A 22,184-nucleotide genomic window follows, 5' to 3' on the forward strand; every position below is an offset into this window, starting at 1 on the left:
ACGCTAATTTTTCGTGCGAGGCGGGCACAGTCTTGATCTTTTTGCTTCGTTTTTGCATCAAGGCAAAAATGAAGTGGGGTCACAGGGGTAAAGCCCCTTAAAAACTTATATATCAATTAGGTAAAATAACGGATAATCGTTAAAAAAATCTGTTTCTTATCTCTTAAGAATACAACCGAATGAGTATATTTTTCCAAAGAATATTAAATAAGCACACTGTTTTGTTATTCAGTGTGTTATTTTTATGTGCAAGGGGCTTTGTAGCATATTCCCAGTCGGCAGATACTCCACAAGTGCAACCGAAGGATTCTACAGCTAGGCAGGAAAAAACTACAATGATTTATTTGGAAAAATCGGATTCTGTAAATTATGATGAGAGCCGACTTCCGGGTGCGCAGATTATTTTTGGAAGCCCTGTTCGTTTCAGACACGATAACGCTGTGATGTATTGCGACAGCGCGCATCTTTATAATAAGGATAATTCTTTTCATGCGTTTGGTAATGTGCGTATTGTCGAAGGCGATTCGATATTTATTTACGGCGATATACTCCGCTACAATGGTAATACCAAAATGGCACGCTTAAGAAGAAATGTGAGGATGGAGAACAGCACTGCTGTGCTTACTACTGATAGCCTGAACTATGACCGTGCGGCGGATTTGGCTTATTATTACACCGGAGGCAAGCTGCAGGACGACCAAAATACGCTGACTTCTGTCTGGGGGCAGTATTCGCCCGATACGAAGCAAGCCTTGTTTAAGAACAAAGTGCATCTGGTAAACGAATCGTTTACGATGGATGCCGATACCCTGAAATATAATACTGATACCCACGTTGCCGATATTGTGGGCGATACTCACATTATTTACGACGACGAGACAAATATTTATTCCACCAATGGCTGGTATAATACCGATACGGAACAGTCAATGTTGATGGACCGCTCACTGATTGTACATGCCGATGGTAAAACGGTGGTAGGCGATACGCTGTTTTACGATAAGCAGAAGCAGTTTGTAAAAGGCTATAATCTGGTAGAAATGAGCGACAGCATACAGAAAATTACCTTGTGCGGTAATTATGTGTTTTACGACGAAGCAAATGAGTACGGATTGGCTACCGATTCGGCATACTTGATAGACTGGTCCTCGGCCGATTCGCTTTATCTGCATGCTGATGCTTTTCATTTGTTGAAGGACTCTACGTATGATGTGGCTCAGGCTTTTCATAATGTCCGCTTTTACCGTAGCGATTTGCAGGGAGCTTGCGATTCGCTGGTGTACATGGGGCGGGATTCGGTTGCCACTATGTATGGTGAACCTGTGATTTGGAGCGGATTGAACCAGATTTCGGGCGAAAATATCCAAGCATTCATAAAGGATGAAACTATCGACCATATTTTTATTCCCCATAGCGCGATGGCTATACAGAAAGTGCAGTCGTTGGATTCGGCGATGTGCTACAACCAGTTAGCGGGTAAGGAATTGACTGCTTTTATGCTTGATGGCGAGCTTGTAAAGGTGGAGGTAAGTGGAAATGCCGAGACGATATACTGTCCGGTAGATGAGGCGGATAATACTGTGGTAGTGGTTAATAAAACGCAAAGCAGCTATGTGACGATGCACTTTAAGGAGCAAAAGATAGACAGGGTAGTACTTACTACAGTGTCTTCGGGCACGGGCTACCCTTTGGGCGACTTATCGGGCGATGAACTTTATCTGAATAATTTCTTTTGGATAGAGGAGCAGCGCCCACAAAAAAAGGAGGACATTTTTCTTACCTATCCGGGCGGACGACACAAAAGCAATGTCACACATACACGTTCGGCAGCCTCTTCTACAGAGCCCGTATCGGCTGCATCCTCTTCGCCTGATAATGAGAATGGAACACAACAGCGAAGAACTACACGAGACCCAAACCAGCGAAGATAATATTAGTATTGTAAGAATGTTGAAGCGTGTAGCCGTTGAATTGTAAAACAAACAATTTTACGCTGTTAACCGTTAGTTATAAATCTTTGCATGATACTTAAACTTTAAAGCTATATAATATGAATCTTTTACAAGCTATTGATTTACGAAAATCGCGCCGTTCTTATTTGCCGTCACCTATCGAAACTTCAAAATTGAAATCGCTCGCTGAATTGATTGATAAATACAATGAAGAAAGCGGACTGTCGATGTATTTGGTAGAAGATGGGAGCCGTGCTTTCAACGGGCTTAGTAAGAGCTATGGTATGTTCAAGAATGTTCGTACCATAATTGTTTTGAGGGGTAAGGAGTCGGATGCTGACTTACAGGAAAAATGTGGTTACTATGGCGAATTGCTGGTATTGGAGGCTACAGCCATGAATCTGGGTACTTGTTGGGTAGGTGCTTCGTTCGACCAAAACGACCCGGTTATTACTACTGCTAAGGATGAAAAATCAGTGTGTGTCATTACAGTTGGCAATGTAGAGGAATCGAGCAGTTTTAAAGAAAATGTTATCCGTACTTTTGCACACGGTAAAGCGAAACCATTGGAGTATTTTTATAAATCGAATACTACACCTCCTACATGGTTTTTGGAGGGTGTAGCGGCTGTTAGCAGAGCCCCCTCGGCCATAAATCACCAGTATTATACCTTTGAGTATAAGGACGGAAAGGTAAGTGCGTCTACTCCAAATAAAACCAAATTTGATATGGTGGATTTGGGGATTGCTAAAGCTCATTTTGTTGTAGCAGTGGGAGGGAAGTTTGAACCGGGAAATAATGGGGCGTATTTTAAAGATTAGCAACTTAATATAATCCGTATCCTCATGTACGTTGAGAGAGAAGGGGTACGGGGTAGATACAAAAAGGTGTTTAATATCATTTCTGCATATTAAACACCTTTTTTCACAAACGATCTTAAATTAAAAAATAGAAAGAGATTTTCGTTATATTCGTATAAACACAGCTATTTTAGTATTCACATACTTAAATATCTGCTTCAAATTCAATTTTCTGCCCTTCTACCAGTCGGTCACATTCTATGGTCAACACAGGAGTTTCGCCTCCCGAAGATATTTCGTATAGCTTTTCTTCACCGGGTTGCAGGTCGATAAGCGAATCTTTACACCGAACTCCATTAACGGTAATGTATGCGTTGTAATAGATGGGTGCAACTCCGGTATTTTTTACTTTTACGCGCGATGTGTTTTCTTTCACTCCAAAACCGGTTATTTTGTAGCGGTAACCGCACGCCATGCTTGCCTGCTTAATGCGCTCTATTGTCTGGTATTTAGTCTGGTCGTTGCCAATCATGTAAGTAATGTGGAATTTTTCCGCTTCACTTTCAAAGTTACGCCCATGGATGCCATCCGGATAATCAAGCACATGCTTTTGGTCGTCTGTGGTGTAATAGCTGAACTCGCCGCCTGCAGGTGAGTGTTTATATCTGTTGCGGTCGAAAAAGTTCCAGCAACTTGTGTTGTAGCTCGCATGGCTTTTGTGCATAAACGAGTCGTCGAAAAGACCGAATTTTAAGTCTTTCAGTGTCGGATTCATGACAAAAGGCCCGTATTTATTGTCCGATGCATCGATTGAAATATTCCAAGGCGTATTTTTAAAATTTTTACTCATTTCCTGGAAAAAAGTTTGTTGAAATTCCTTTGAGGGGAACGTTCTTCCGGCTATCATAGGGCCGTCGTAAATATGATATTCGGCCCAAAGCCCGAATCCGGTTTGCAGAAAAGCCAGCCGGGGGTCATTATCATACTTTTCGGCAAATTTTTGGTAAAATTCGAGATGAAACCGTTGAAGCTCGGCGTGCCGCCAATCGGGAAAACAGGTTTCGCGTCCTTCGCTCATTCCTATTGTTTCTTCATAATCGGATAAATCGCGTATATATTGAGGTACAGCACTTTCTTTATCGCCAACGTACACATAGCGGAAACGTACTACTGCCTGATGTCCACGCTTTGCTACTTCGTTCAGCAGATTATCAAATTTGCTCCAGTCGTATATGCCTTTTTGTTTTACTACATCGCTGTAAAGCAGGTAAGAGTATTCTAAACTGATTGCATCGGATGTTCTTTTTCCACTTGTTGTCCACAGCACGATTCCGGTCATGGGTTGCACGGATGTGATTTCGCTTTTTAAAGAAACTTTTTTGTAACCGTCAGCGTTTTCGGTTTCCTTTGTTTCATCCTGACCGTCTTTGCCGGTAGGGCCATTTGTAGACGAACAACTGAATATGGAAAAGGCAAACCCTAAAATGAATATGAAAATAGAATTTTTCATAAGAGATATGTTAGTTTATAAATGATTATCTGCAAAAATAGCAATGATGTTACGGATAATCGGAATTATGCATGAAAAAAATAAATACGTAAGTTTGATACAGGTTGACTAAACAAGCTCTTTTTTATAACCCATTGAAACAAATTTTATTTGTTTTTACAACACTGTTTATTTACCCTATTTGAAGAGATTATGAAAAAACCAAATCAAAAAAGTATCAAACTTACGTTATTTATTTTGCTTTAAATCAGGTGTTATTATCTTATTATCAATTTTTCAGAATAGTTTTTACCATCTATCGTTAGCTTTACAATGTAAACTCCCTGAGCCAGATTTGCTTCGGTCGAAGTTGTGTTTTCGTCGGTAAATACTACCTCTCCGGTTAAAGAGTGAACAGCAACATTGTACGTGCCTTCCGATTCAATCATTAATTTTCCATTGCTGTTCCACACACGGGCTTTGTTTCTACTGTCTGTTTCCGATATATCGGTAGAGGGGTTCGGACTTACATTTTCTAAAGTGAATTTCTGAACTTTCAGATTTGCTCCCCATGTAGTGTTATTTTTTACTTTCAGCATATAATTGCCTGCCGGTATTGCCGAAAAATCTAATTGAGTGGAGATAGTCTGTTCAGCAAAATCGGTTTCGTTTTTTTGGAACCAGATTTCTTCGGTAGTGGCAAAAACCTGTTCGTTGGTAGCTATGTTTACCAAGTAAAATTCCAGCTTGCCGCCAACGTCACATTTTCGTGTGAATTTCACATCATATTTAGCCTTGGCAGGGATAGTAATAGCCCAACTTGCCCAATGCAATGGATTTTGAGCGGAATACCCTCCCGATTGAAAATCGAGGTAGTCGTTGATGTTTTCATCTTTCATGAAAGGCATGTAATATGCGTTGCCTGATGTCAATTCCAGTATTTTTTCATTTTCAGCTACAACGGTTCTTGCTTTTACTGAATATGTATTTCTTTATGCAAAGTCATAGTTGTTGGCTGGAGAGTAAACAGCTTCTGCTTCTCCTGTTTTGTATGATATACTGATGCCGAAATTATCAGCAAGGGGGATTTTAGTTCCGGTAAATCCTGCTTCGTACGAATTTGCCATTTGGATCTTTGTAAATCCGGCCTCAGCAAACGACTCGTTGTACGACCGTTGTATAGACTGGTCAGACCAGAACATGCTGCTCCCGTTCCAAGGCGAAATAACACTGGTAATATCATAGTCGTTGCCGGCATTGATATGTAACCACGAACTTTTTTGTCCGGTTGTTTCATCTCTGTCGGCATCAATATACGCTCTCAGAGCATCGTATTTCGTGTCGTTAAAAGCTTCGCCACTGGTAAGCTCCATCATATAATAAACGTTGTCTCCATCGGTGTAAACTTTTACATAAGGGTATACGCCCGGCTCGCTTAAGATGGGTACGTTTGCCCAGTCGGTTTTACTACCGTCTATCGCAATAGTTTGTGCATTTATAGATATAAAAGCAAAAATCGAAATAAGAAGAAGTAATGTTTTTTTCATGTAGTAAAATTTTAATAAGTTAATAAAAAAGAATTTTTATAAGGGATTATAATAGCGACAGAGATTAATCTGCCGCTATTATGGCTACTAATTTAGTTGTATAGTATGTAACTTATTGTATCCATTTTCGGCATCCCATACTTTTTCGTTTGCCAATCGGATGCTATATTCAGAACGATCTTTCAATGTTGATTTTGGATCGGGAAGATTCAGATATATATTGTATGTTTTACCAGCCATATCCGAAGGTAGTGTATAATTAACGTTAATGGCATATTCACCGCCGGCAAACCAATAGCGCGGATCTACATCTAATACCACAACTTTCTTATCCGACGCATTTGAGGTATTTACAAACACAAGTTCTACCATACGAGGATTGGCGGGTGCGGCGAAACCTACATTTTTTAAATTAATTTTTGCTTCAAAATTTTCGCCGGCTTTAGGATTTTTAGTAAAACCAGCCCAAGTAAGCGCTAAGCGATAGCCCAAACGCAGCTTTATTTCTTCCATACAGCCATCAGCTCTCCACGAATTCAATACATTAGCATGATAGTCGTTGTTCAGGTAAGACCAGTGAAAGTTTTCCATTTGTTCTAATGCGTTTTCGCACTCCGAATAAAACTTACAAGTACCGCAAGTTTCGCCACCCATGATGGTATATTTAGTATCTGTATGCCAGAAAGTGCGTTGTTGGCTGTTTTCAAACGTACCAACGTCGTTGGAGCTGGCAAGGAAACAATCGTTGTGGCCTGCAACGCGCGAAAGGTCAGAGCCATTATAAGCGGTGGCTAACGTAATGGTATCTGATATAGTTATATTGAAACAACTCATTTTATGTTTCGGAGTCCGTAAAGCAACCATACGTTCTTGAGGTAGGGCATCAAGCAATGCATCAACCAATGTACGGCGCGCAACATAATCGGCTGCAGTAGCTGTGGAGTTGAAATTGTTGGTATAATACCATTCGCCCCAAACACCTACAAAACCGGCTTCCATTACATAAATAACATCAGCATATTCTTGGAGATAAGGTTTGAGTTGCTCGATATGTTCCAACACAAGGTCTAATGGTGCATCCCATGGCTTGTCCGATTCGCTTGATGTATAAGCAAAACGGAGTACGCATTTAGAACCGCCTTCGCGCAATGCTTTCATATTGGTTTCAATACGTTGTAAGTATTCATCCGAAATGCGTTTGTCCCGAAAATCATTCATATAATAAATTGTCAGAATCAGGCTGAATCCCTGATTTCGACAGCTTTGCACACTTGCAGTGGTCAGCACATTAGTGGCAGAGGATTTGTATTCGAAATGTTTGTGAAACCCACGTTCGGGGTTTATGAACGATTCGAACGATTCTGTATATACTGTTTTATCCAAATGCGGATCTTCTTCTGTCATAATTATATCTGTTGTAGCAGTATTCCCACTACAATTCAAGGTAGCTGAATAAGTAACATAACTTACACATGTAGCTGAAACGGTATAAACTCCTTTGGCCAACTCTATTTCAAACACACCATTTTCATCTACTGCTACGTTGGAAATAACCGTGTCATTATTAGAAATAGTAATGGTAGCGGACGTGGGTTTTACGGTTCCCGTAAGCAAACAATTAGGTCCTTCTTCTACCGGCTGATTGCAAGCAAAAAGGACTAATGTTAAAGGAAGGATAAGGCAGAATGCTTTAAAAATATTTTTCATCTTATTTATTTATTAAAGAATGCAGGTACAAATCGCTCTGTCAAGCGATTTATACCTGCATCGCTAACCAATTAAAACTTTATTAAAGAACGCGTTAACTCTACTGAACACAAGTTTTTTACCTTTATTTCGCTATTGTTACCTTAAGGGTGTTTGCGTAATTAACAGTACCGTCTTCTTCCACTGGCAAGTTAGGCAACAAACCTACTGAACTCCAGTTTTGTTGAATATCAACACCAACTCCGAATGTATCGGCAAATGTAGGTGCTATAAGAGCAATAAGTTCACGAGTAATTGCAATTTCAACTTTATTGCCGGTAGTAGCACTTTTGGCAACGCCTGAACCGTTAGTGAATGAAGCTCCCCATGCGTTACTTTCGTCTCTGGGTAGTTCTCCCCATTCCCAGCCGGTTCCACCAACTTCGCCGCACCATTTGAATCCTGCGGGATCGAAAGAAACTGCCTGGCCACCGTCAAATAAAGCACCTTCCAACATAGCTTCAGTACTTGCATCTGCAAATTGGTCGCCATAACCACCTGTAGCTTTACTGTTGTCCGCATCAAGATAAATATGGAAAGGTACCCAGCTTTTATCTGTTATTTGAGCGTCGTCAAATTCAACCAATAAATAAATATAAAGATTATCGGCATAAGCTTTCAGGCTTTTCAATGCTGTTAAACTTGCATTTTCAGCACATACAGTGCTTGCTACAGCCGAGCCTAAATCATCCCAATCGCTAAAATCTCCGTCAATTGTAATAGCTTGTTTTTCAACTACTACACTTTCTGTTGTTGAGTCTGTTCCACCCTCGCCCGAAGCTGTTAATTTTACACTATAGGTTCCGTTTGCAGCATAAGTGTGTACAGGATTTGTTTCTGTAGAGGTTTTGCCATCACCAAAGTCCCAAGCATAACTATTTGCGTCCTTACTTGCATTGGTAAATGTTACTTTCAAGTCTTCTACTTCATACGAAAAATTAGCTCTTGGCTTTGCTGTTTCATTTTTACAAGCAGAAACAGCGAAAATAACAACTCCTAAAAGGATCAAATTTGAAAAAATGTTCTTTTTCATATTGTTTAATTTTTTTGAATTAATAATTAGTTTTAACTATAATAAAGCATATTGGTTTTTAATTGGTTTTCAATTGATTTAGTATCCCGGATTTTGAGTTATTCCACTAACTGAATGCTCATCAAACGGAATTGGATATTGTATTTTATTGTCATTGTAATCTACTACTTCCCAAGGTTGTACACCGGCAAAGCGTCGGTCCATGCTCCTTTTATTACGATACAAGTCGAATGCGCGATGGCCTTCGAAAGCCAATTCCAAGCGGCGTTCGTCAAGTACAACGTCAAGAACGCTTGTATATTCGTGCATTTGTGTCTCAGTGAACAGGGCATTGCCCGAAAGCCCTGCACGGGTACGAAGGACATTAACATCGGCCAACGCCTCTGCTTTTTGGTTCAATTTAGCATATGCTTCGGCACGATTCAAAATAACTTCGCCCCAACGCAACATTACCGGTGAACTCAACATAGGGTCGCCATCTTGATACGAAAATTTGCTTACATAATAATTTGGGAATGTATTACGGCTTACCATTTGTTTGGTAAGGCGAGCAGGACATTTCACACCTTTATATGTTACATAATATTCTGTATATTCACCGTTTACCAATTCAGATTCTACATAATACTTAGTTCCTTCATCGGTAAAAGTGTATTTGCCGGTAATACCATCCAATGTTACAATACGTGTTTCGTTACTGCGGAAATCATCATCCGCTGTTTCTACCGGGAAAGTAACAACATCCTTGCCCGAGGCTGCATATTGTGGCAATACATACTGATAGCGGATGTCTTGCGGATAGCGTTCGTACAAATTATTCAAGGGATCGGATGAATAAACTTCTCCCCAGCCCATACCATCATTGATGTACATAGAACCTAACGATGATTGTCCCTTAGTTTCTAAAGCTGTATGAGCTACTGCAAAAAGAGTTTCTCTTGAGTTAAGCGCATTTGCAAAATAGCTTGGAAAATTTGTATCTAACTTAGAAGCAGGGTCAGCTCCGGCCAACATCTCATTGACTGTATTAATTACATCCTGATCTTGACCCATGTACAAATATACGCGAGACAATAGTCCTAAAGCTGCATCATGCGAAGCATAACCTGCATTACCACGGGCAGAAGAGGTAGTCATAAGTTCAGCTGCTTTTTTCAGGTCTGCCACAATTTGGTCGTATACATCGCCTACGCTGGCACGAGTAGTAGTAGATGTATTAGTACTTGTGCGTAACACAACACCCATATTGTCGCGTCCCAAAGAATAAGGTTTTGCATAAAGTGTTACCATATGAAAATGGCACATAGCACGCAAGAAGTAACATTCACCTTTCAGTTGATCCGATGCTGTAGAAACACCATCCTCCAACGATTCGATAACGGAATTAGCCGAATAAATTACTTTATAAGCTAACCACCATATAGTACCTACGTTTTTCAAATTGTCGGTCATTTTATAACATGTAGCCTGATACAGTACATCCTCTGTACGTCCCGACAGGCTAACATTATCACTTTGGTATTCTGTCATCTGAAAATAATGACGTACATACGTGTTTCCACTTTGATAGCCCAAATACTCTACTTCGTCTTTTAGTAAAGCATAGCAACCATCTGTTACATATTGTGCACCACCTTCGTCTGAAAGTAATAATTCTGCATTCAATTCATCTGATGGATAAAAATCCAAATCACATGAAACCATAGATACAAGCAGAAAGGGCACTAATAGAAAAAAGAAAATATATCGTTTCATATTGCTTATTTGTATTTAATTAGTTAATTAAAATCCTATTTCTACACTTAATAAGAACGAACGGCTTACAGGATAGTTATCGCTATACATACCGGCGTGGTTATAAGTAGTTTTGGTAAGACTTACTTCGGGGTCCATTCCTGAGAATTTTGTAAACGTGAACAAATTATCACCTGTCAAAGAAACTCGGCAATGGTTTATTTTTGCTTTACTCAACATCTGAGCCGGGAAATTATAACCAACGGTTACATTGCGGATACGGAGATAACTTCCATCTTCCAAATAACGAGACGAAATACTGTTAGACAATTTATTTCCATTCAATACCGCTTTAGGGTGCGTAGCTTCATCGCCCGGATTTTCCCAGCGGCTCCAACCCATGTTGTTGTTTTCCAGCGATAGTTGGTTATAACCTAAGTATGCACCATCCGAATCATTGGCCATACGGTTGTAATTATATACTTTATTACCATAAGTAAAGTTGGCGTTTACATTAAGGAAAATGCCTTTGTAACTTACACCTGTGCTTAAACCTCCCGAGAATAATGGAGTTGCTTTACCTACTACTTGCTCGGTAGCTTCATTGTAGTTGTTAGTTGTACCACGGGCTATTTCATTACCATCTGCATCGTAAGTTATTTTTTCCCATAGCGGGTCGCCATTAGTAGGGTCTACCCCCATCCATTTTTTCATATACCAGCTGTAAATGTCTTGTCCTTCTTTTACTTGCTGAATTACCGAATTAACAGTTTGATAGAATGGAGCGTGGTCTGGTGTATAAGTAACACGGTTTTTGTTAAAACCAATATTGAAACCAACATTCCACATCCAGTCTTTTGTTTTAACAGGTGTTGCGTCTATTCTATACTCAATACCCTGATTGCGAACACTTCCTGCATTTTCCATAATTTCAAAAAATCCGGTAGAAGGTGCTACGGGTACTTTCAATAAGATGCCTGTATTATCGGTATTATATACATCAAGAGACATTTCTATACGCTTTCCGATATTGGCATCAATACCCACGGCTGTCATCTTGGCTGTTTCCCAACAGAGGTAATCATTGGAAAGACGTGTAGGACTTGCGCTTACTTTGTCTTGATAACTGCTGTTCAATGAGTATGTAGCTAAATACTGGTAGTTTCCGATATTATTATTTCCTGTCAAACCATAGCTTGCGCGAAGTTTTAAGAAAGTAAGCACATCGTTTCCTTTAAGAAAACTTTCATTGCTGATAAGCCACGAAGCTGCTACTGATGGGAAATATCCTACTCGTTTTCCGGGAGCAAACATCGAACTTGCTTCTGCACGGAAAGAGGCTGTTAAGAAATATCGTTTAGCATAATCATATTGTGCCTGACCAAAAGTAGACCAGCTTGCACCCGGAATTTCATATCCTTCAATACTGTTAACCGTACTGGCATTGAGAGCATCTACACCATCGGGCATTCCTGTACCGGCAGCAGCAGTATATTCCGATATCCAATGACCATATTCCCAACCAACCATTCCGCCAATACTGTGTTGACCAAATGAATGAGCTGCTTTCAGCATATTTGTAGTTCCCCATGAGCGTGACATACCAATGCTATTGTATAAATATCCGTCGGCATAAGAGGCATCGTATGAACGAGGGTCAATATACTGCACATATTTCCATGAGCTTTCGGAAAAACGGTTTGAAGATGTAGCTGTCAACCAATCTGTAATATTCCAATTAAGTTGCACATCGGCAGTAATACCAAAAGAGTGCGATTTTGCATAATTGTATTGTTCGCCGTGCAAAGAGTTCCATTTGTCTTGCGAATACCATGCGCCGCCGGTATCCGGACGTTTTGCACTATCAATATACACCAATTCGCCATTAGCATCATACGGATTGTCCCAAGGCATTTTTTTATAAGCATCATTCAGTACCATCCAACTGGAAGTCTGGTCGGTATTCGAATTTTCAAAATTCACACGCACGTTCATATTCAATCTTGATGCCAATTGGGCGCTCAAATTCAAACGTGCCGAAATTTTGTCGTAACCCGTATTTATCAATGTTCCATCTTCATTATAATAGTCTAAACTGGCATAATAACCTACTTTTTCATTACCACCGGAAAGTGACAAATTGTAATTTTGTATTACACCCATATCAAAATACGCACCTTGCCAATCAAAATCCTGCGAAAGTAAAGATGCCGGACGTTGAGCTGTAAACAGCGTGCTGCTATACATCGACTTGTGGAAATAATACAATTCCTCTGAATCCATCATTTGAAAATTACCAAACAATGCTTGTTTAGCTCCCGCGCTTGCTTTGAAATTGATACGGGTAGGTTGGTTTTTCTTAGCTGCTTTAGTTGTAACAACAATAACACCACCTGCTGCCGAAGCTCCATATATAGCTGTAGCACCTGCATCCTTCAATACAGAAATGGTTTCTACATCATTCGGATTGAAACTTCCTCCTGCTATACCATCCACAACGTAAAGCGGGTCGGCAGCAGCACCGATAGAACCTGTACCCCGAATACGGATTTCAGCTGCACTGCCCGGCTGTCCTGTAGAATTAGATATTTGAACGCCTGCCACTTTACCTTGCAACATGTTACCTACGTCGGAAGAAGTAACATCCGTTAAAGCTTCAGCCGAAATAGTTACTACTGCACTGGATAACTCCGTTTTTTTCTGGCTTGAATATCCCAAAGAAACAACTTCATCCATCATAATAGCATCTAATTCCAGTGCCACATTCAAAGTTGGTTTAGCCTGCATCTCTACCGGCTTGCAACCTATAAACGAGAATACTAAGACCGAATTCTGAGGTACTTCGATGGAATATCTTCCATCCATATCAGTACTAGTGCCTACACTACTACCTTTCACCATTACATTTGCCCCTATTAAGGGTTCTTGGTCTTCTGCAGAAATCACGGTTCCCTGTACTCGTAAGGATTGTGCATGCACACCTATCGACACAAAGAGGAAAAAAATTAAAATTAATTTTAAGTGTTTCATAAAATAAAAGATTTAAATATTAATCAATAAACTTCGATCAAATAGTTTCTTGTAAACTCCGGTTCTATATATGGACTGTCGCCCGATATAGTATAAGTTTTCATATCGTCTGTAGCATATTCGCAAACAGTGTATTCTCTACCTTTTTCCAAACCTCTAAGCTCAATTTTACCGTCCCATTGGTCAGCGTAAAAAGCGTAGTACATTTTTCCATCCTTGCTGATAGCATGTGTTTCGGGGTTATCAAAAGTTAGGTCGTATAAATTCAGATAATCACCTTTCGAGAGCATTTTGTCGTTATAAATGCCTACCCATTTTTTGTATAGCTTTTCTTTTTCGGGAGTAAGCAGGTACGATTGCTTTACATGCGGATTGTCTTTCGGGTAGGTGAATTTAGAGCCCACTACCGCACCTATACCTATCTGTGTAGGGAAATCGTCGCCATTGTCGCTCAGTTCCACGTGGTCGGCATAATATGCTATTTCGTCGAAAATAGCGCGGTATACCTTACCTTTCAGACGTATTTGCCAGCTCGATGTAGGGTCGGACGATACCGCCTGATTCATATACGGCATGTTGAAAAAATTCATGGCCGTTCCGCAAGGGCAATTCTGGATAACTGCATAAGGTTTTATCTCGCGAGCAGTATTGTAGATATCTTCGAAAAAAGTAGGAAGCAACTCCACAGCCTGTTCGGGATAATCCAATTTGCTTGCAGGGTTATGGTCGGGTTGGCAGCAGTTGAGGTGTTGCCCGTCCATTTTCAAGCCGTCGAAATCCCATGTTTTCAAGAAGCGTTTAACCAATTCTTCAGTATATTTTTTCGTTTGAGGATTTACAGGCGACAGGTAATAGCTATCCCACCATGTAATAAATTCGGGTGCCCATTCCTCTGTAAGTAATTGCATATCAGGTTTTTTCTTCAATATGTTTGAGCAGGGGTCGGCAGCGAGGGGTGCCCACCATAGTTTGGCTTTCATGCCGTGTTTATGAATAGCGTCGGCTATCCGGCGCATATCTTTGTCGCCACCCGGAAAACGTTCGTTTGTTTCCCAGTCGCCTTCGCAAATCTGGAATCCGTCGTCTACGTCTACCCATCTGAAACCGAGTTCTTTTACCTTTGGCAAGGTGTTTATAACTTCGTCGATGGTAAACATACGCTCATAACCCCAAGCGCACCATACAGCTTCGTAGGCTTCCTCTTCCGGCTCGGCAAATTGTATTCCCTGCGATTGCATGTAGTGCGAGAATTGTTTCAAAGGGTCGAAGAAGTCGCCTGTGTGTACACTTACGAATGATTTATATGTTTCGATTACATCATCTTTTCCAAAATTTATAGGTTCGTCGTATTCGTATACAATACCTGCCGTAGCATAATCGTTGTACCTGCCCATTTCTACAGGAAGCGAAACCAGTTTCAAAGTGTTCTCAGTTAGTCCGGCAGCAAAACCACCGTCTTTTCTCCATAAATCAACCACGGGGATTCCTCCGCCGTAGTCGGAATTATTCATTCCTAAGTAGTTCTTTTGATAGAAACCATTTGTTACAGGAAGAATCCAATCGTCGCGACGGTTGCTTGAGCTTGCTTGTAGCGACCAGATAGGCATTTCCGTATCTGTTTGCTTCATTCGTAGTTGATGATTTGCCCAAGCTGTTACAGTAGCTTCCTTGTCGCCCATGTTTACGTATTGGATGTTGAAAAGCAACATGCCGCTGAAATTATCCGGAACAACGATTTCTACATGTTTTTCTATTTTGAAACCGTCTTTGTTGTACAATCCGGTTAAATTGTAAACCTGATTTCCGTCTTTGTCTGTCGATGTGGTTACTCCTTTTAATGAGAAGTCTTTTGCTGTAAATTCACGCGTAACCAAATAGTCGGCTGGCACAAAGCCATTATAAAAAGCTTCAGTTTGAGGATTCAGCGAAGCTATTTTTACATGCATCTTATCATTTACTGAAAATTTAATATCTCCGTTGCTGATTTCTACTTGTTTCCCACCGCAGGAGAAGAAAAGTAGGGATGCAAAAAGGAGTATAATAAAATGTATTTTTCTCATGGGTAAAATCTGTTTATTAATTTATGGTTTGTCTATCTGTTTTCTACCATTGCATATTTATCGCTTAGTAAATCTACAACCGCATTTGTTGCTTTTGGAAATACCTTCCGAAGGTCTATCTCGTCAGTTGTCTGGAGTATCTGTTTCAATGCACGCATAAATGTGTCTTTGATTTCTGTAGCCAGATTTACTTTGGTGATGCCGTTTCGGATTGCTTCTTTCACTTGCGAGTGGGGTATTCCTGAGCTACCGTGCAAAACCAGAATAGTGTCGATAGCAGCATGGATTTCTTTTAAGCGTTCGATGTTTAGTTTGGGTACTGATTTGTAAAACCCGTGTGCAGAGCCTATTGCGATGGCTAAAGCGTCGATTCCTGTTTCGGCTACAAAACGGCTGGCTTCGTCTACGGTAGTATATCCGCCCGATTGTTCCTGTCCGAGTTTTGCAATAAATCCTAATTCGGCTTCTACGTTTGCATTGTATGCCTTTGCCCGTTTTACTACTTCGCTTGTTATACGTATGTTTTCGTCGAAACTCTTTTCGCTTGCGTCAATCATTACCGATTCAAACCCTTCGTCGAGGCAGGCTTGCACCAAATCTACCGAACCGCCGTGGTCAAGATGCAACCATCCTTCGACCTGATAGTCGGCCAATCCCTGACGCGCCATAACTACGGCTTCTTTAAGCCCCATGTAGTCGATGGAGCTTTTTGTTAGTTGCAAAATGGCAGGAACCTGCATTTTCGAGGCTGCTATCAAAATCCCCTGCAGGGTTTCGAGGTTGTAGAAGTTTGTGGCCAATATGGCTTTTTTCTCCTGCTGATACTGTTTTAATTTTTCCTGAATGGTCATAGCAGTATGGTTTGTCCGAAAACTTCTTTTGCTGTTTTTACTATGTTTTCTTTGGATATAAAAGCCCCTGTACCTCCGGCAGCGGTGGTGTTGATGGCTCCTGTCAAATTGCCGAAAGCCTGACATTCTGCGGCTGCTTTACCCTGTACAAACTGGTTGATGAAGCCTGCATTGAAACTGTCGCCTGCACCGATAGCATCTACTACATTCGTATTCAGAAATGCTTCCTTATTGTGGCTGGTGCCATCTCCTGCAACTAATAATGACCCTTGATTGCCACGCTTAATGACGCAAAGATTGATGTATGGTTTTATTTTATTGATAGCCTCTTCCAGATTTGCCGAGCGGGTAATAAAGAGCAATTCTTTTTCGTTCGGCATGAAAACTGATACTAAGGGTAATATCTTAGCGTAGTCGAAATCCCATGCTTCAACAGGATCCCACTGAGTATCGAGCGATGTTGTCACACCTTTGCTTTGGGCAAATTTCAAAATGTCAATCAAATCGCGCTTTATACCCGACTGCATGAAAACGGAAGATATATGTATGTGTTTAGTTTCGTCAAAAACCGCCTTGTCTATATCCGCAAAGCTCATCATATCCATAGTGCCCTGATATGTTACGTTAGCACGGTCTTCGTTGTAATTCAGAACAATGGTGGCTCCGGTTGCCCCTTTATCGGTTTCTATCAGGAGTGATGTGTCTACTCCTTTTGCCTTTAGGCTGTCTTTTACCAGTTTACCAAAGTTGTCTTTGCCAATCATCCCTACGAAAGCTGTTTTTGTCCCTAATGAGGCCGTATTTGCAGCGAAAATGGCTGTTGAGCTTCCGAGGGTCATAATCATGTCTTTTGCAAATTTTTCTTTGCCTATTTCGGGTTGTCCGTCTATATTGTTTAGAATTAAGTCGACATTTAACTCCCCTATGGCAATTACATCAAATTTTTTCATGATAGATGGTCGTTTAAATTTATAAGATTGAAGGCATAATAATATTTGTCCATATCGTGTTCTATACGTCCCAGTACAACTGCTTCGGCATCTATCCCGTGGCGTTTCAGATTGTCGTACAGGCGGTAGCGCGCTACTAATGCTTCGGGGTGTTGCCATATGTAGCGGCAACCTGTTTTCACCAGCCAGTTTTGGCGTTCTTCGGTTAGTTGATACAGGTCTTTGCCTGTTTCGTCATCTTGCAGCCATTTTTTCCAGCGGTTCGATTCGTACACCAGTTTCCACAACACGTCTTTTATGCGCGAAAGTTGTGCAACTGCTCCTTCGTCGTAATATCTTTTTTCGGTTTCTTCCAATTCTACTAATGCTTCGTACTCGCTTATAGTAAATTCGGGGCCTACGTTGGCAGCACCTATCCCGCAAAGTGGATAATCTTCCGGGTTTTCAACTCCATCAGTATAGTGTCCCTTTATATAGCTTCCCAATGGGCGCACTTTTTCAGTCAGGTTTTTTGCCACTTCTTTATCAAATGTGGTTGTATGTAGGTCGGTGCCTACTTTTCCTACAATGAAGCAAGGCCACACATCTGCAAGCCCATTTTCAGCAAGCCCTTTTTGTAGTTGTGATATGAAAGTGTCGAAAGTACTCTCGTCCGCCAATCCGCCATGTACCTCTTCTGTGCCTACTTCGTACGAGATGGGAGAGAGGTTTTTACTTTTCCGGTAGTTTTCGGCATGGACTATTAATTCCACGGTTCTTTCAGCAACTACATTTATATCAATAATGTCTCCTTTCGGAATGAAAATATCCACGGTAGGGTCAACGTGAATTAAATCGTATCCGGCAGCGATAGCATCTTCGAACGATTTTTTTACGCCGTCCATTGCTTTTTTCAAGTCCCATTTTTCAACGGATTGTTTGTCTTTCAGCCAGGGTCCTCCGTGGTCGATTGCTACAATGTAAGCCCCCGTGTAGTTAATGGCTTCTGCTTCGTTTGCCAGCATTTTGGTAAATTCCATAGGCGTTAAACCTGTGTAGCCACCATCGCTGTCAACCTGGTTTAGTGTTGCAGCAAATTTTATCGGTGCATTATTTCGTTTAGCTGCACGGAAAGCTGCTTTTATTACTGATGTGGAATTAGGACAAGCTGCAAAAAGCGTTCGTGGAATACCCGTTTCAGCTTTCAACCGGTCTATCTGTCTTAATATATTTTCTGTCTTTGCCATTATTCGTTTACTTCTTCGTAATTATTATATATTTTCACTCCTTCTACTACTCTCGATATGTTTCCCGAAACCGATGGGCTGTCCGGATTGAGACCGAAAGTAAGTGACTTGAAAAATCCCAATAGCTGACCAATAAATACATACGGAATGTAATTATAGGCAGAGTTGTAAGGGTTGTTTTTTTGCAAGATGATTTCGAGGTCGAAATTAACATTCGGAATTTCAATTTTGCGTTGTGATACGGCTATCTGGGCTACTACTTTGTTGTTTGAATTGATTTGCTCTACCAGGTCTTTTTCATACTGTTGTACATATTCATCTTCTGAAAATAGGTATATGAGCAAAGTCTCGTCGTTGATAACAGCTTTTGGTCCGTGGCGGAAACCTAAGAAAGAATCGAACATGCAAATCACTTTTCCATCGGTCAGTTCCTGAAGTTTCAGGTGACATTCTTCGGCTATTCCTTTCAGTTCGCCCGAGCCAAGAAATACGGCTCTGGAAAACTCGCGTTGTGCAATTTCTTTTATTGCCGATTCGTATTTTTGCAGGGCGAGCTCGGCATCTTCGCTCATATGTTTGATTACAGATAGTTGTTTCTCAAAATCGTTTACATCTGCAATGAGCATACATGTCAGTAGCATAGTAGTGAAGCTGCTCGTCATTGCTAAGCTCAGGTCGTTGGTTTCGGGTGGTAGCAATAGTAATAATGTGTTTTCGGGATTTGCATTCACTGCCAATTCTCCGTCTTTATTGCATGTGATGATAATATGTTTTACTTCGGCACACATCGACTCGGCAATTTGTACTGCTGCTAAACTTTCAGGACTGTTGCCCGAACGCGCAAACGAAACCATGACGATTTTTTTATCGAAAGCAAAAAAAGACTTTGGATGCGTTATTAAATCGGTGGTAGGAGCAGCCTTACATTGTATTCCTTTCTGCGGTAGAATAAATGAAAGCGTATTGCCGATAAATGCAGAAGTACCTGCTCCGGCTAATATTATTTCATATTCATTTGAAATGAAATTCTTCGAAATAAATGATTTTATATTCGAAAGTTCATTTGAAATGAGTTGATATTCTTTTATCCACATTTTGGGTTGCTGGAATATTTCCCTGTAGGTGTTTGTTTGTGTAATATTTAACATGACTCTTGTAATAAAATTGCGTTAGTTTCGATTTTGCTTGAATCGAAAGCAAATGTATGTTTTATCGAAACAATCATAAGTTAATGATTGTATGTTGTAAAGCATGTTTTTGTAAATTCGGTATTAAGATTATGAATAATAAGTAGTTAGATTTTAATGTGAGATTAATATTGTGTTTCGAATAGTTTCGAAATGTTTTTTATTAAATTATTTTATTCTCTGATTGGTTGGTACTCTAAAATTTATGATATATCTTTGTTTTCTCTTATTAATTCGTTAAAAACTATGGAAACAATCGATTCGACACGTGAAAGAAGAGCTAAAATACTTCAGGAACTTACACTCTCATCTAAAGTGCATGTTTCAGATTTAAGTGAAAAGTTCAAGGTTTCGGAAGTTACGATTCGGAAGGATTTAAATGAATTAAAGAAAAGGCACTTGCTTACCCGTACGCGTGGAGGGGCTATCCGCCTGCCTGAAACAAACATTGGAAATGATACGACGATAAGTGATAAGCAGCTGCATCATTATAGGGAGAAACGCTCTATAGGGAAACTGGGCGCCTCGCTTATAAATGAAAATGAAACTATCCTGCTTGATTCGGGAACAACTACTTTGGAGATTGCAAAAAATCTGCACGATTTTCAGAAACTGACCATTATTACTAATGCAATTAACATAGCAATTGAACTGCTGAAATATAAGCGTTTCAGTGTGATAATGCTGGGAGGGCACTTGCGCGAAACTTCACATTCCACAGTAGGGCCTTTGGCTGAATCGACTTTGAAAATATTTTACTGCGATAAGTTGTTTTTGGGAGTAGACAGTTTTAATCTGGAGAAAGGTGTTTCCACGCCTAATATAGAGGAGGCCAATATAAACCAGACCATGATGTCGATGGCCAAAGAGACTATTGCTGTTTTTGATTCCTCTAAGTTTAACAAACGGAGTTTTGCTTTTATTGCTCCTGTAAGCAAAATAAGTACCGTTGTTACGGATGAGGGTATCCCTTCGGAAATAAAGATGCAGTTGAAACAAATGGGCATTAAAGTGCATGTTGCTAATGTCAGGTGAAAAACTTTCTTTAACAGATACAGATCTTTATTGCTTTTCATATTATCCGTTTTCATTGTTAATTAAACTGAAAATATAGTTTCGTTTTTGGTTTATGTGATTTTTTCTTTTTAAAATTGCATACAATTTAATTTTATAAAATATAAATATGAAAATTTACGATTATCAGGTAAAAGATGCTAAAGGTAACTTGGTAAGTATGAGCGATTATCAAGGGAAAGTGCTTTTGATAGTAAATACGGCTACGGGTTGCGGATTTACCCCGCAATATAAGGGCTTGCAGGAGTTGTATGAAAAATATAAGAATAAAGGATTCGAAATACTTGATTTTCCGTGCAATCAGTTTGGTCACCAGGCGCCGGATACGAATGATGAAATACAGAATTTCTGTGAGTTGAAATATAAAACAACATTTAAGCTGTTTTCAAAAATAGAAGTAAACGGCAAGAATGAAGAACCGCTTTATACTTATTTGAAATCGCAGAAAGGCGGATTTTTTAATCGAAATATTAAATGGAATTTTACTAAGTTCCTGGTAGACAAAGATGGAAAAGTAGTGGAACGATTTTCTCCAGCTACCAAACCGGAGAAGTTGGAAAGTAAAATACAGTCTTTATTGTGAAAAAAATAGATAGCAAACTATTTTTGTATAGTGGCTTAGCATTGTTGCTTGTGTCTCTTGTTTTAAGGATTTTCGGATTGTCTGCCATAGCATGGACTTCGTTTTTGGGCTTGGCTGTTGTGCTGAAATCCGTTTTCTTATTCGATGTAATGAGAGTTAAAGAGTTTAAAATGAGCCTCTGGCTGGTTCTGATTCTTGCTGGGGTTGTAATGATACTTGTGTCATTATTGTTTAAATATGTATTTCCTATGCCGCTGCTCCGCAGTATTCTTTTTTATGGTGCGATTACATTAAAGGTATCGGGGCTGATATTAATGTTTGTAGAAAGGGTAAATAATCAGAGAGATGGAAATAAATCCGCTTAAATTAGAAAACCAACTTTGTTTTCCGCTTTATGCCTGCGCTAAAGAGGTGGTTCGGCAGTACAAGCCTTTTCTGGACGAAATAGGGCTGACATATACCCAGTATATTACTATGATGGTGATGTGGGAAGAAAAAAGCATGAATGTAAAAACATTGGGGGAGCGCTTGTATCTGGATTCGGGAACGCTCACACCCTTACTTAAAAAACTGGAGAAACAAGGCCTTATTATTCGTCAGCGCAGTACAGAAGACGAACGGAATGTGATAGTAACCATAAGCGAAGAAGGAGAAAATCTGCGGCAAAAAGCAGTTGAAATACCTTTGAAATTAGGCTCATGTATTCCTATTGCCATGGAGGAGGTGCAAACACTTTACGTATTGCTTTATAAGATACTGGGGAGTATTAATAAGCAGGATTGTACAGATAAGAAATAAATACTAATTCAAAACAGTTTCTTAAAATCTCAGTACATGACAAAAATGTCGAATGTTTCTTCAATCCGTTATAGGTACTCTTTTGACCTTGTCCGGTGAGCCGAAAAATAAGAGCAGGCGGCGT

Annotated in this window: 18 protein-coding genes; 6 read left to right on the forward strand and 12 right to left on the reverse strand. The window is 40.1% G+C overall.

From position 1 onward, the window contains the following. Positions 1 to 344 precede the first annotated feature (344 nt). Both D0T49_RS03295 and D0T49_RS03300 read left to right on the forward strand, forming a co-directional pair. A complete protein-coding gene (locus D0T49_RS03295; RefSeq protein ID WP_163629164.1) occupies positions 345 to 1,931 on the forward strand; it encodes an OstA-like protein in 1,587 nt (528 codons plus the stop codon). Between the two features lie 119 nt (positions 1,932 to 2,050). Next, positions 2,051 to 2,773 carry a nitroreductase family protein gene (locus D0T49_RS03300; protein ID WP_163629165.1) on the forward strand — a complete coding sequence of 241 codons (723 nt, stop codon included), beginning with the start codon at positions 2,051 to 2,053 and terminating at the stop codon, positions 2,771 to 2,773. 184 nt (positions 2,774 to 2,957) lie between these two features. On the opposite strand, the gene D0T49_RS03305 is transcribed toward D0T49_RS03300, so the two are convergent. The 12 genes from D0T49_RS03305 to D0T49_RS03360 all read right to left on the reverse strand — a co-directional run bounded on the left by D0T49_RS03305 (position 2,958) and on the right by D0T49_RS03360 (position 19,566). Further along, entirely contained in the window at positions 2,958 to 4,262 is a 1,305-nt protein-coding gene (locus tag D0T49_RS03305; RefSeq protein ID WP_203583412.1) for a DUF4832 domain-containing protein, read from the reverse strand. Between the two features lie 257 nt (positions 4,263 to 4,519). Continuing rightward, on the reverse strand, positions 4,520 to 5,173 hold the full coding sequence (locus D0T49_RS03310; protein ID WP_163629166.1) for a T9SS type A sorting domain-containing protein: 654 nt from the start codon (positions 5,171 to 5,173) through the stop codon (positions 4,520 to 4,522). 60 nt (positions 5,174 to 5,233) lie between these two features. After that, on the reverse strand, positions 5,234 to 5,788 hold the full coding sequence (locus tag D0T49_RS03315; protein ID WP_163629167.1) for a hypothetical protein: 555 nt from the start codon (positions 5,786 to 5,788) through the stop codon (positions 5,234 to 5,236). Positions 5,789 to 5,875: 87 nt separating this feature from the next. After that, positions 5,876 to 7,495: a DUF4832 domain-containing protein gene (locus tag D0T49_RS03320; protein WP_163629168.1), complete on the reverse strand. Its 1,620-nt coding sequence runs from the start codon at positions 7,493 to 7,495 to the stop codon at positions 5,876 to 5,878. A gap of 124 nt (positions 7,496 to 7,619) precedes the next feature. Next, positions 7,620 to 8,567: a PKD domain-containing protein gene (locus tag D0T49_RS03325; protein ID WP_163629169.1), complete on the reverse strand. Its 948-nt coding sequence runs from the start codon at positions 8,565 to 8,567 to the stop codon at positions 7,620 to 7,622. 78 nt (positions 8,568 to 8,645) lie between these two features. Beyond that, positions 8,646 to 10,322 carry a RagB/SusD family nutrient uptake outer membrane protein gene (locus D0T49_RS12935; RefSeq protein WP_203583413.1) on the reverse strand — a complete coding sequence of 559 codons (1,677 nt, stop codon included), beginning with the start codon at positions 10,320 to 10,322 and terminating at the stop codon, positions 8,646 to 8,648. Between the two features lie 27 nt (positions 10,323 to 10,349). After that, positions 10,350 to 13,331: a TonB-dependent receptor gene (locus D0T49_RS03335; protein WP_163629170.1), complete on the reverse strand. Its 2,982-nt coding sequence runs from the start codon at positions 13,329 to 13,331 to the stop codon at positions 10,350 to 10,352. Between the two features lie 23 nt (positions 13,332 to 13,354). After that, a complete protein-coding gene (locus tag D0T49_RS03340; RefSeq protein WP_163629171.1) occupies positions 13,355 to 15,391 on the reverse strand; it encodes a glycoside hydrolase family 36 protein in 2,037 nt (678 codons plus the stop codon). A gap of 32 nt (positions 15,392 to 15,423) precedes the next feature. Beyond that, on the reverse strand, positions 15,424 to 16,242 hold the full coding sequence (locus D0T49_RS03345; protein WP_163629172.1) for a class II fructose-bisphosphate aldolase: 819 nt from the start codon (positions 16,240 to 16,242) through the stop codon (positions 15,424 to 15,426). Beyond that, positions 16,239 to 17,192 carry a carbohydrate kinase family protein gene (locus D0T49_RS03350; RefSeq protein ID WP_163629173.1) on the reverse strand — a complete coding sequence of 318 codons (954 nt, stop codon included), beginning with the start codon at positions 17,190 to 17,192 and terminating at the stop codon, positions 16,239 to 16,241. Before D0T49_RS03350 ends, D0T49_RS03345 begins: the two co-directional genes overlap by 4 nt. Next, positions 17,189 to 18,418 (reverse strand): class II D-tagatose-bisphosphate aldolase non-catalytic subunit, encoded by a 1,230-nt coding sequence (locus D0T49_RS03355; RefSeq protein WP_163629174.1) that lies wholly within the window; start codon positions 18,416 to 18,418, stop codon positions 17,189 to 17,191. Before D0T49_RS03355 ends, D0T49_RS03350 begins: the two co-directional genes overlap by 4 nt. After that, positions 18,418 to 19,566, reverse strand: coding sequence for an SIS domain-containing protein (locus tag D0T49_RS03360; protein ID WP_163629175.1), 1,149 nt, complete (start codon positions 19,564 to 19,566; stop codon positions 18,418 to 18,420). The genes D0T49_RS03355 and D0T49_RS03360 overlap by 1 nt, the downstream gene beginning before the upstream one ends. 285 nt (positions 19,567 to 19,851) lie before the next feature. Here D0T49_RS03360 and agaR point away from each other — a divergent pair, with 285 nt between their 5' ends. The 4 genes from agaR (at position 19,852) to D0T49_RS03380 (ending at position 22,060) form a co-directional block, all read left to right on the forward strand. Continuing rightward, on the forward strand, positions 19,852 to 20,640 hold the full coding sequence (agaR, locus tag D0T49_RS03365; protein WP_163629176.1) for a transcriptional repressor AgaR: 789 nt from the start codon (positions 19,852 to 19,854) through the stop codon (positions 20,638 to 20,640). A gap of 148 nt (positions 20,641 to 20,788) precedes the next feature. Continuing rightward, on the forward strand, positions 20,789 to 21,262 hold the full coding sequence (locus D0T49_RS03370; protein WP_163629177.1) for a glutathione peroxidase: 474 nt from the start codon (positions 20,789 to 20,791) through the stop codon (positions 21,260 to 21,262). Then, the gene (locus D0T49_RS03375; protein WP_163629178.1) at positions 21,259 to 21,627 is read left to right on the forward strand and encodes a hypothetical protein; all 369 of its coding nucleotides are present in this window, start codon (positions 21,259 to 21,261) and stop codon (positions 21,625 to 21,627) included. The genes D0T49_RS03370 and D0T49_RS03375 overlap by 4 nt, the downstream gene beginning before the upstream one ends. After that, positions 21,608 to 22,060: a MarR family winged helix-turn-helix transcriptional regulator gene (locus tag D0T49_RS03380; RefSeq protein ID WP_163629179.1), complete on the forward strand. Its 453-nt coding sequence runs from the start codon at positions 21,608 to 21,610 to the stop codon at positions 22,058 to 22,060. Before D0T49_RS03375 ends, D0T49_RS03380 begins: the two co-directional genes overlap by 20 nt. Positions 22,061 to 22,184: the final 124 nt, after the last annotated feature.

This window comes from Paludibacter sp. 221 (genome assembly GCF_010501035.1).
Classification (GTDB): domain Bacteria; phylum Bacteroidota; class Bacteroidia; order Bacteroidales; family Paludibacteraceae; genus QVMH01.

Excerpts from the sequence above, each read along its gene's own strand:
- D0T49_RS03300 (WP_163629165.1), top strand. The coding sequence starts at position 2,051 with ATGAATCTTTTACAAGCTATTGATTTACGAAAATCGCGCCGTTCTTAT.
- D0T49_RS03305 (WP_203583412.1), bottom strand. The coding sequence starts at position 4,262 with ATGAAAAATTCTATTTTCATATTCATTTTAGGGTTTGCCTTTTCCATA.
- D0T49_RS03315 (WP_163629167.1), bottom strand. The coding sequence starts at position 5,788 with ATGAAAAAAACATTACTTCTTCTTATTTCGATTTTTGCTTTTATATCT.
- D0T49_RS03320 (WP_163629168.1), bottom strand. The coding sequence starts at position 7,495 with ATGAAAAATATTTTTAAAGCATTCTGCCTTATCCTTCCTTTAACATTA.
- D0T49_RS03325 (WP_163629169.1), bottom strand. The coding sequence starts at position 8,567 with ATGAAAAAGAACATTTTTTCAAATTTGATCCTTTTAGGAGTTGTTATT.
- D0T49_RS12935 (WP_203583413.1), bottom strand. The coding sequence starts at position 10,322 with ATGAAACGATATATTTTCTTTTTTCTATTAGTGCCCTTTCTGCTTGTA.
- D0T49_RS03335 (WP_163629170.1), bottom strand. The coding sequence starts at position 13,331 with ATGAAACACTTAAAATTAATTTTAATTTTTTTCCTCTTTGTGTCGATA.
- D0T49_RS03340 (WP_163629171.1), bottom strand. The coding sequence starts at position 15,391 with ATGAGAAAAATACATTTTATTATACTCCTTTTTGCATCCCTACTTTTC.
- D0T49_RS03345 (WP_163629172.1), bottom strand. The coding sequence starts at position 16,242 with ATGACCATTCAGGAAAAATTAAAACAGTATCAGCAGGAGAAAAAAGCC.
- D0T49_RS03350 (WP_163629173.1), bottom strand. The coding sequence starts at position 17,192 with ATGAAAAAATTTGATGTAATTGCCATAGGGGAGTTAAATGTCGACTTA.
- D0T49_RS03355 (WP_163629174.1), bottom strand. The coding sequence starts at position 18,418 with ATGGCAAAGACAGAAAATATATTAAGACAGATAGACCGGTTGAAAGCT.
- D0T49_RS03360 (WP_163629175.1), bottom strand. The coding sequence starts at position 19,566 with ATGTTAAATATTACACAAACAAACACCTACAGGGAAATATTCCAGCAA.
- agaR (WP_163629176.1), top strand. The coding sequence starts at position 19,852 with ATGGAAACAATCGATTCGACACGTGAAAGAAGAGCTAAAATACTTCAG.
- D0T49_RS03370 (WP_163629177.1), top strand. The coding sequence starts at position 20,789 with ATGAAAATTTACGATTATCAGGTAAAAGATGCTAAAGGTAACTTGGTA.
- D0T49_RS03380 (WP_163629179.1), top strand. The coding sequence starts at position 21,608 with ATGGAAATAAATCCGCTTAAATTAGAAAACCAACTTTGTTTTCCGCTT.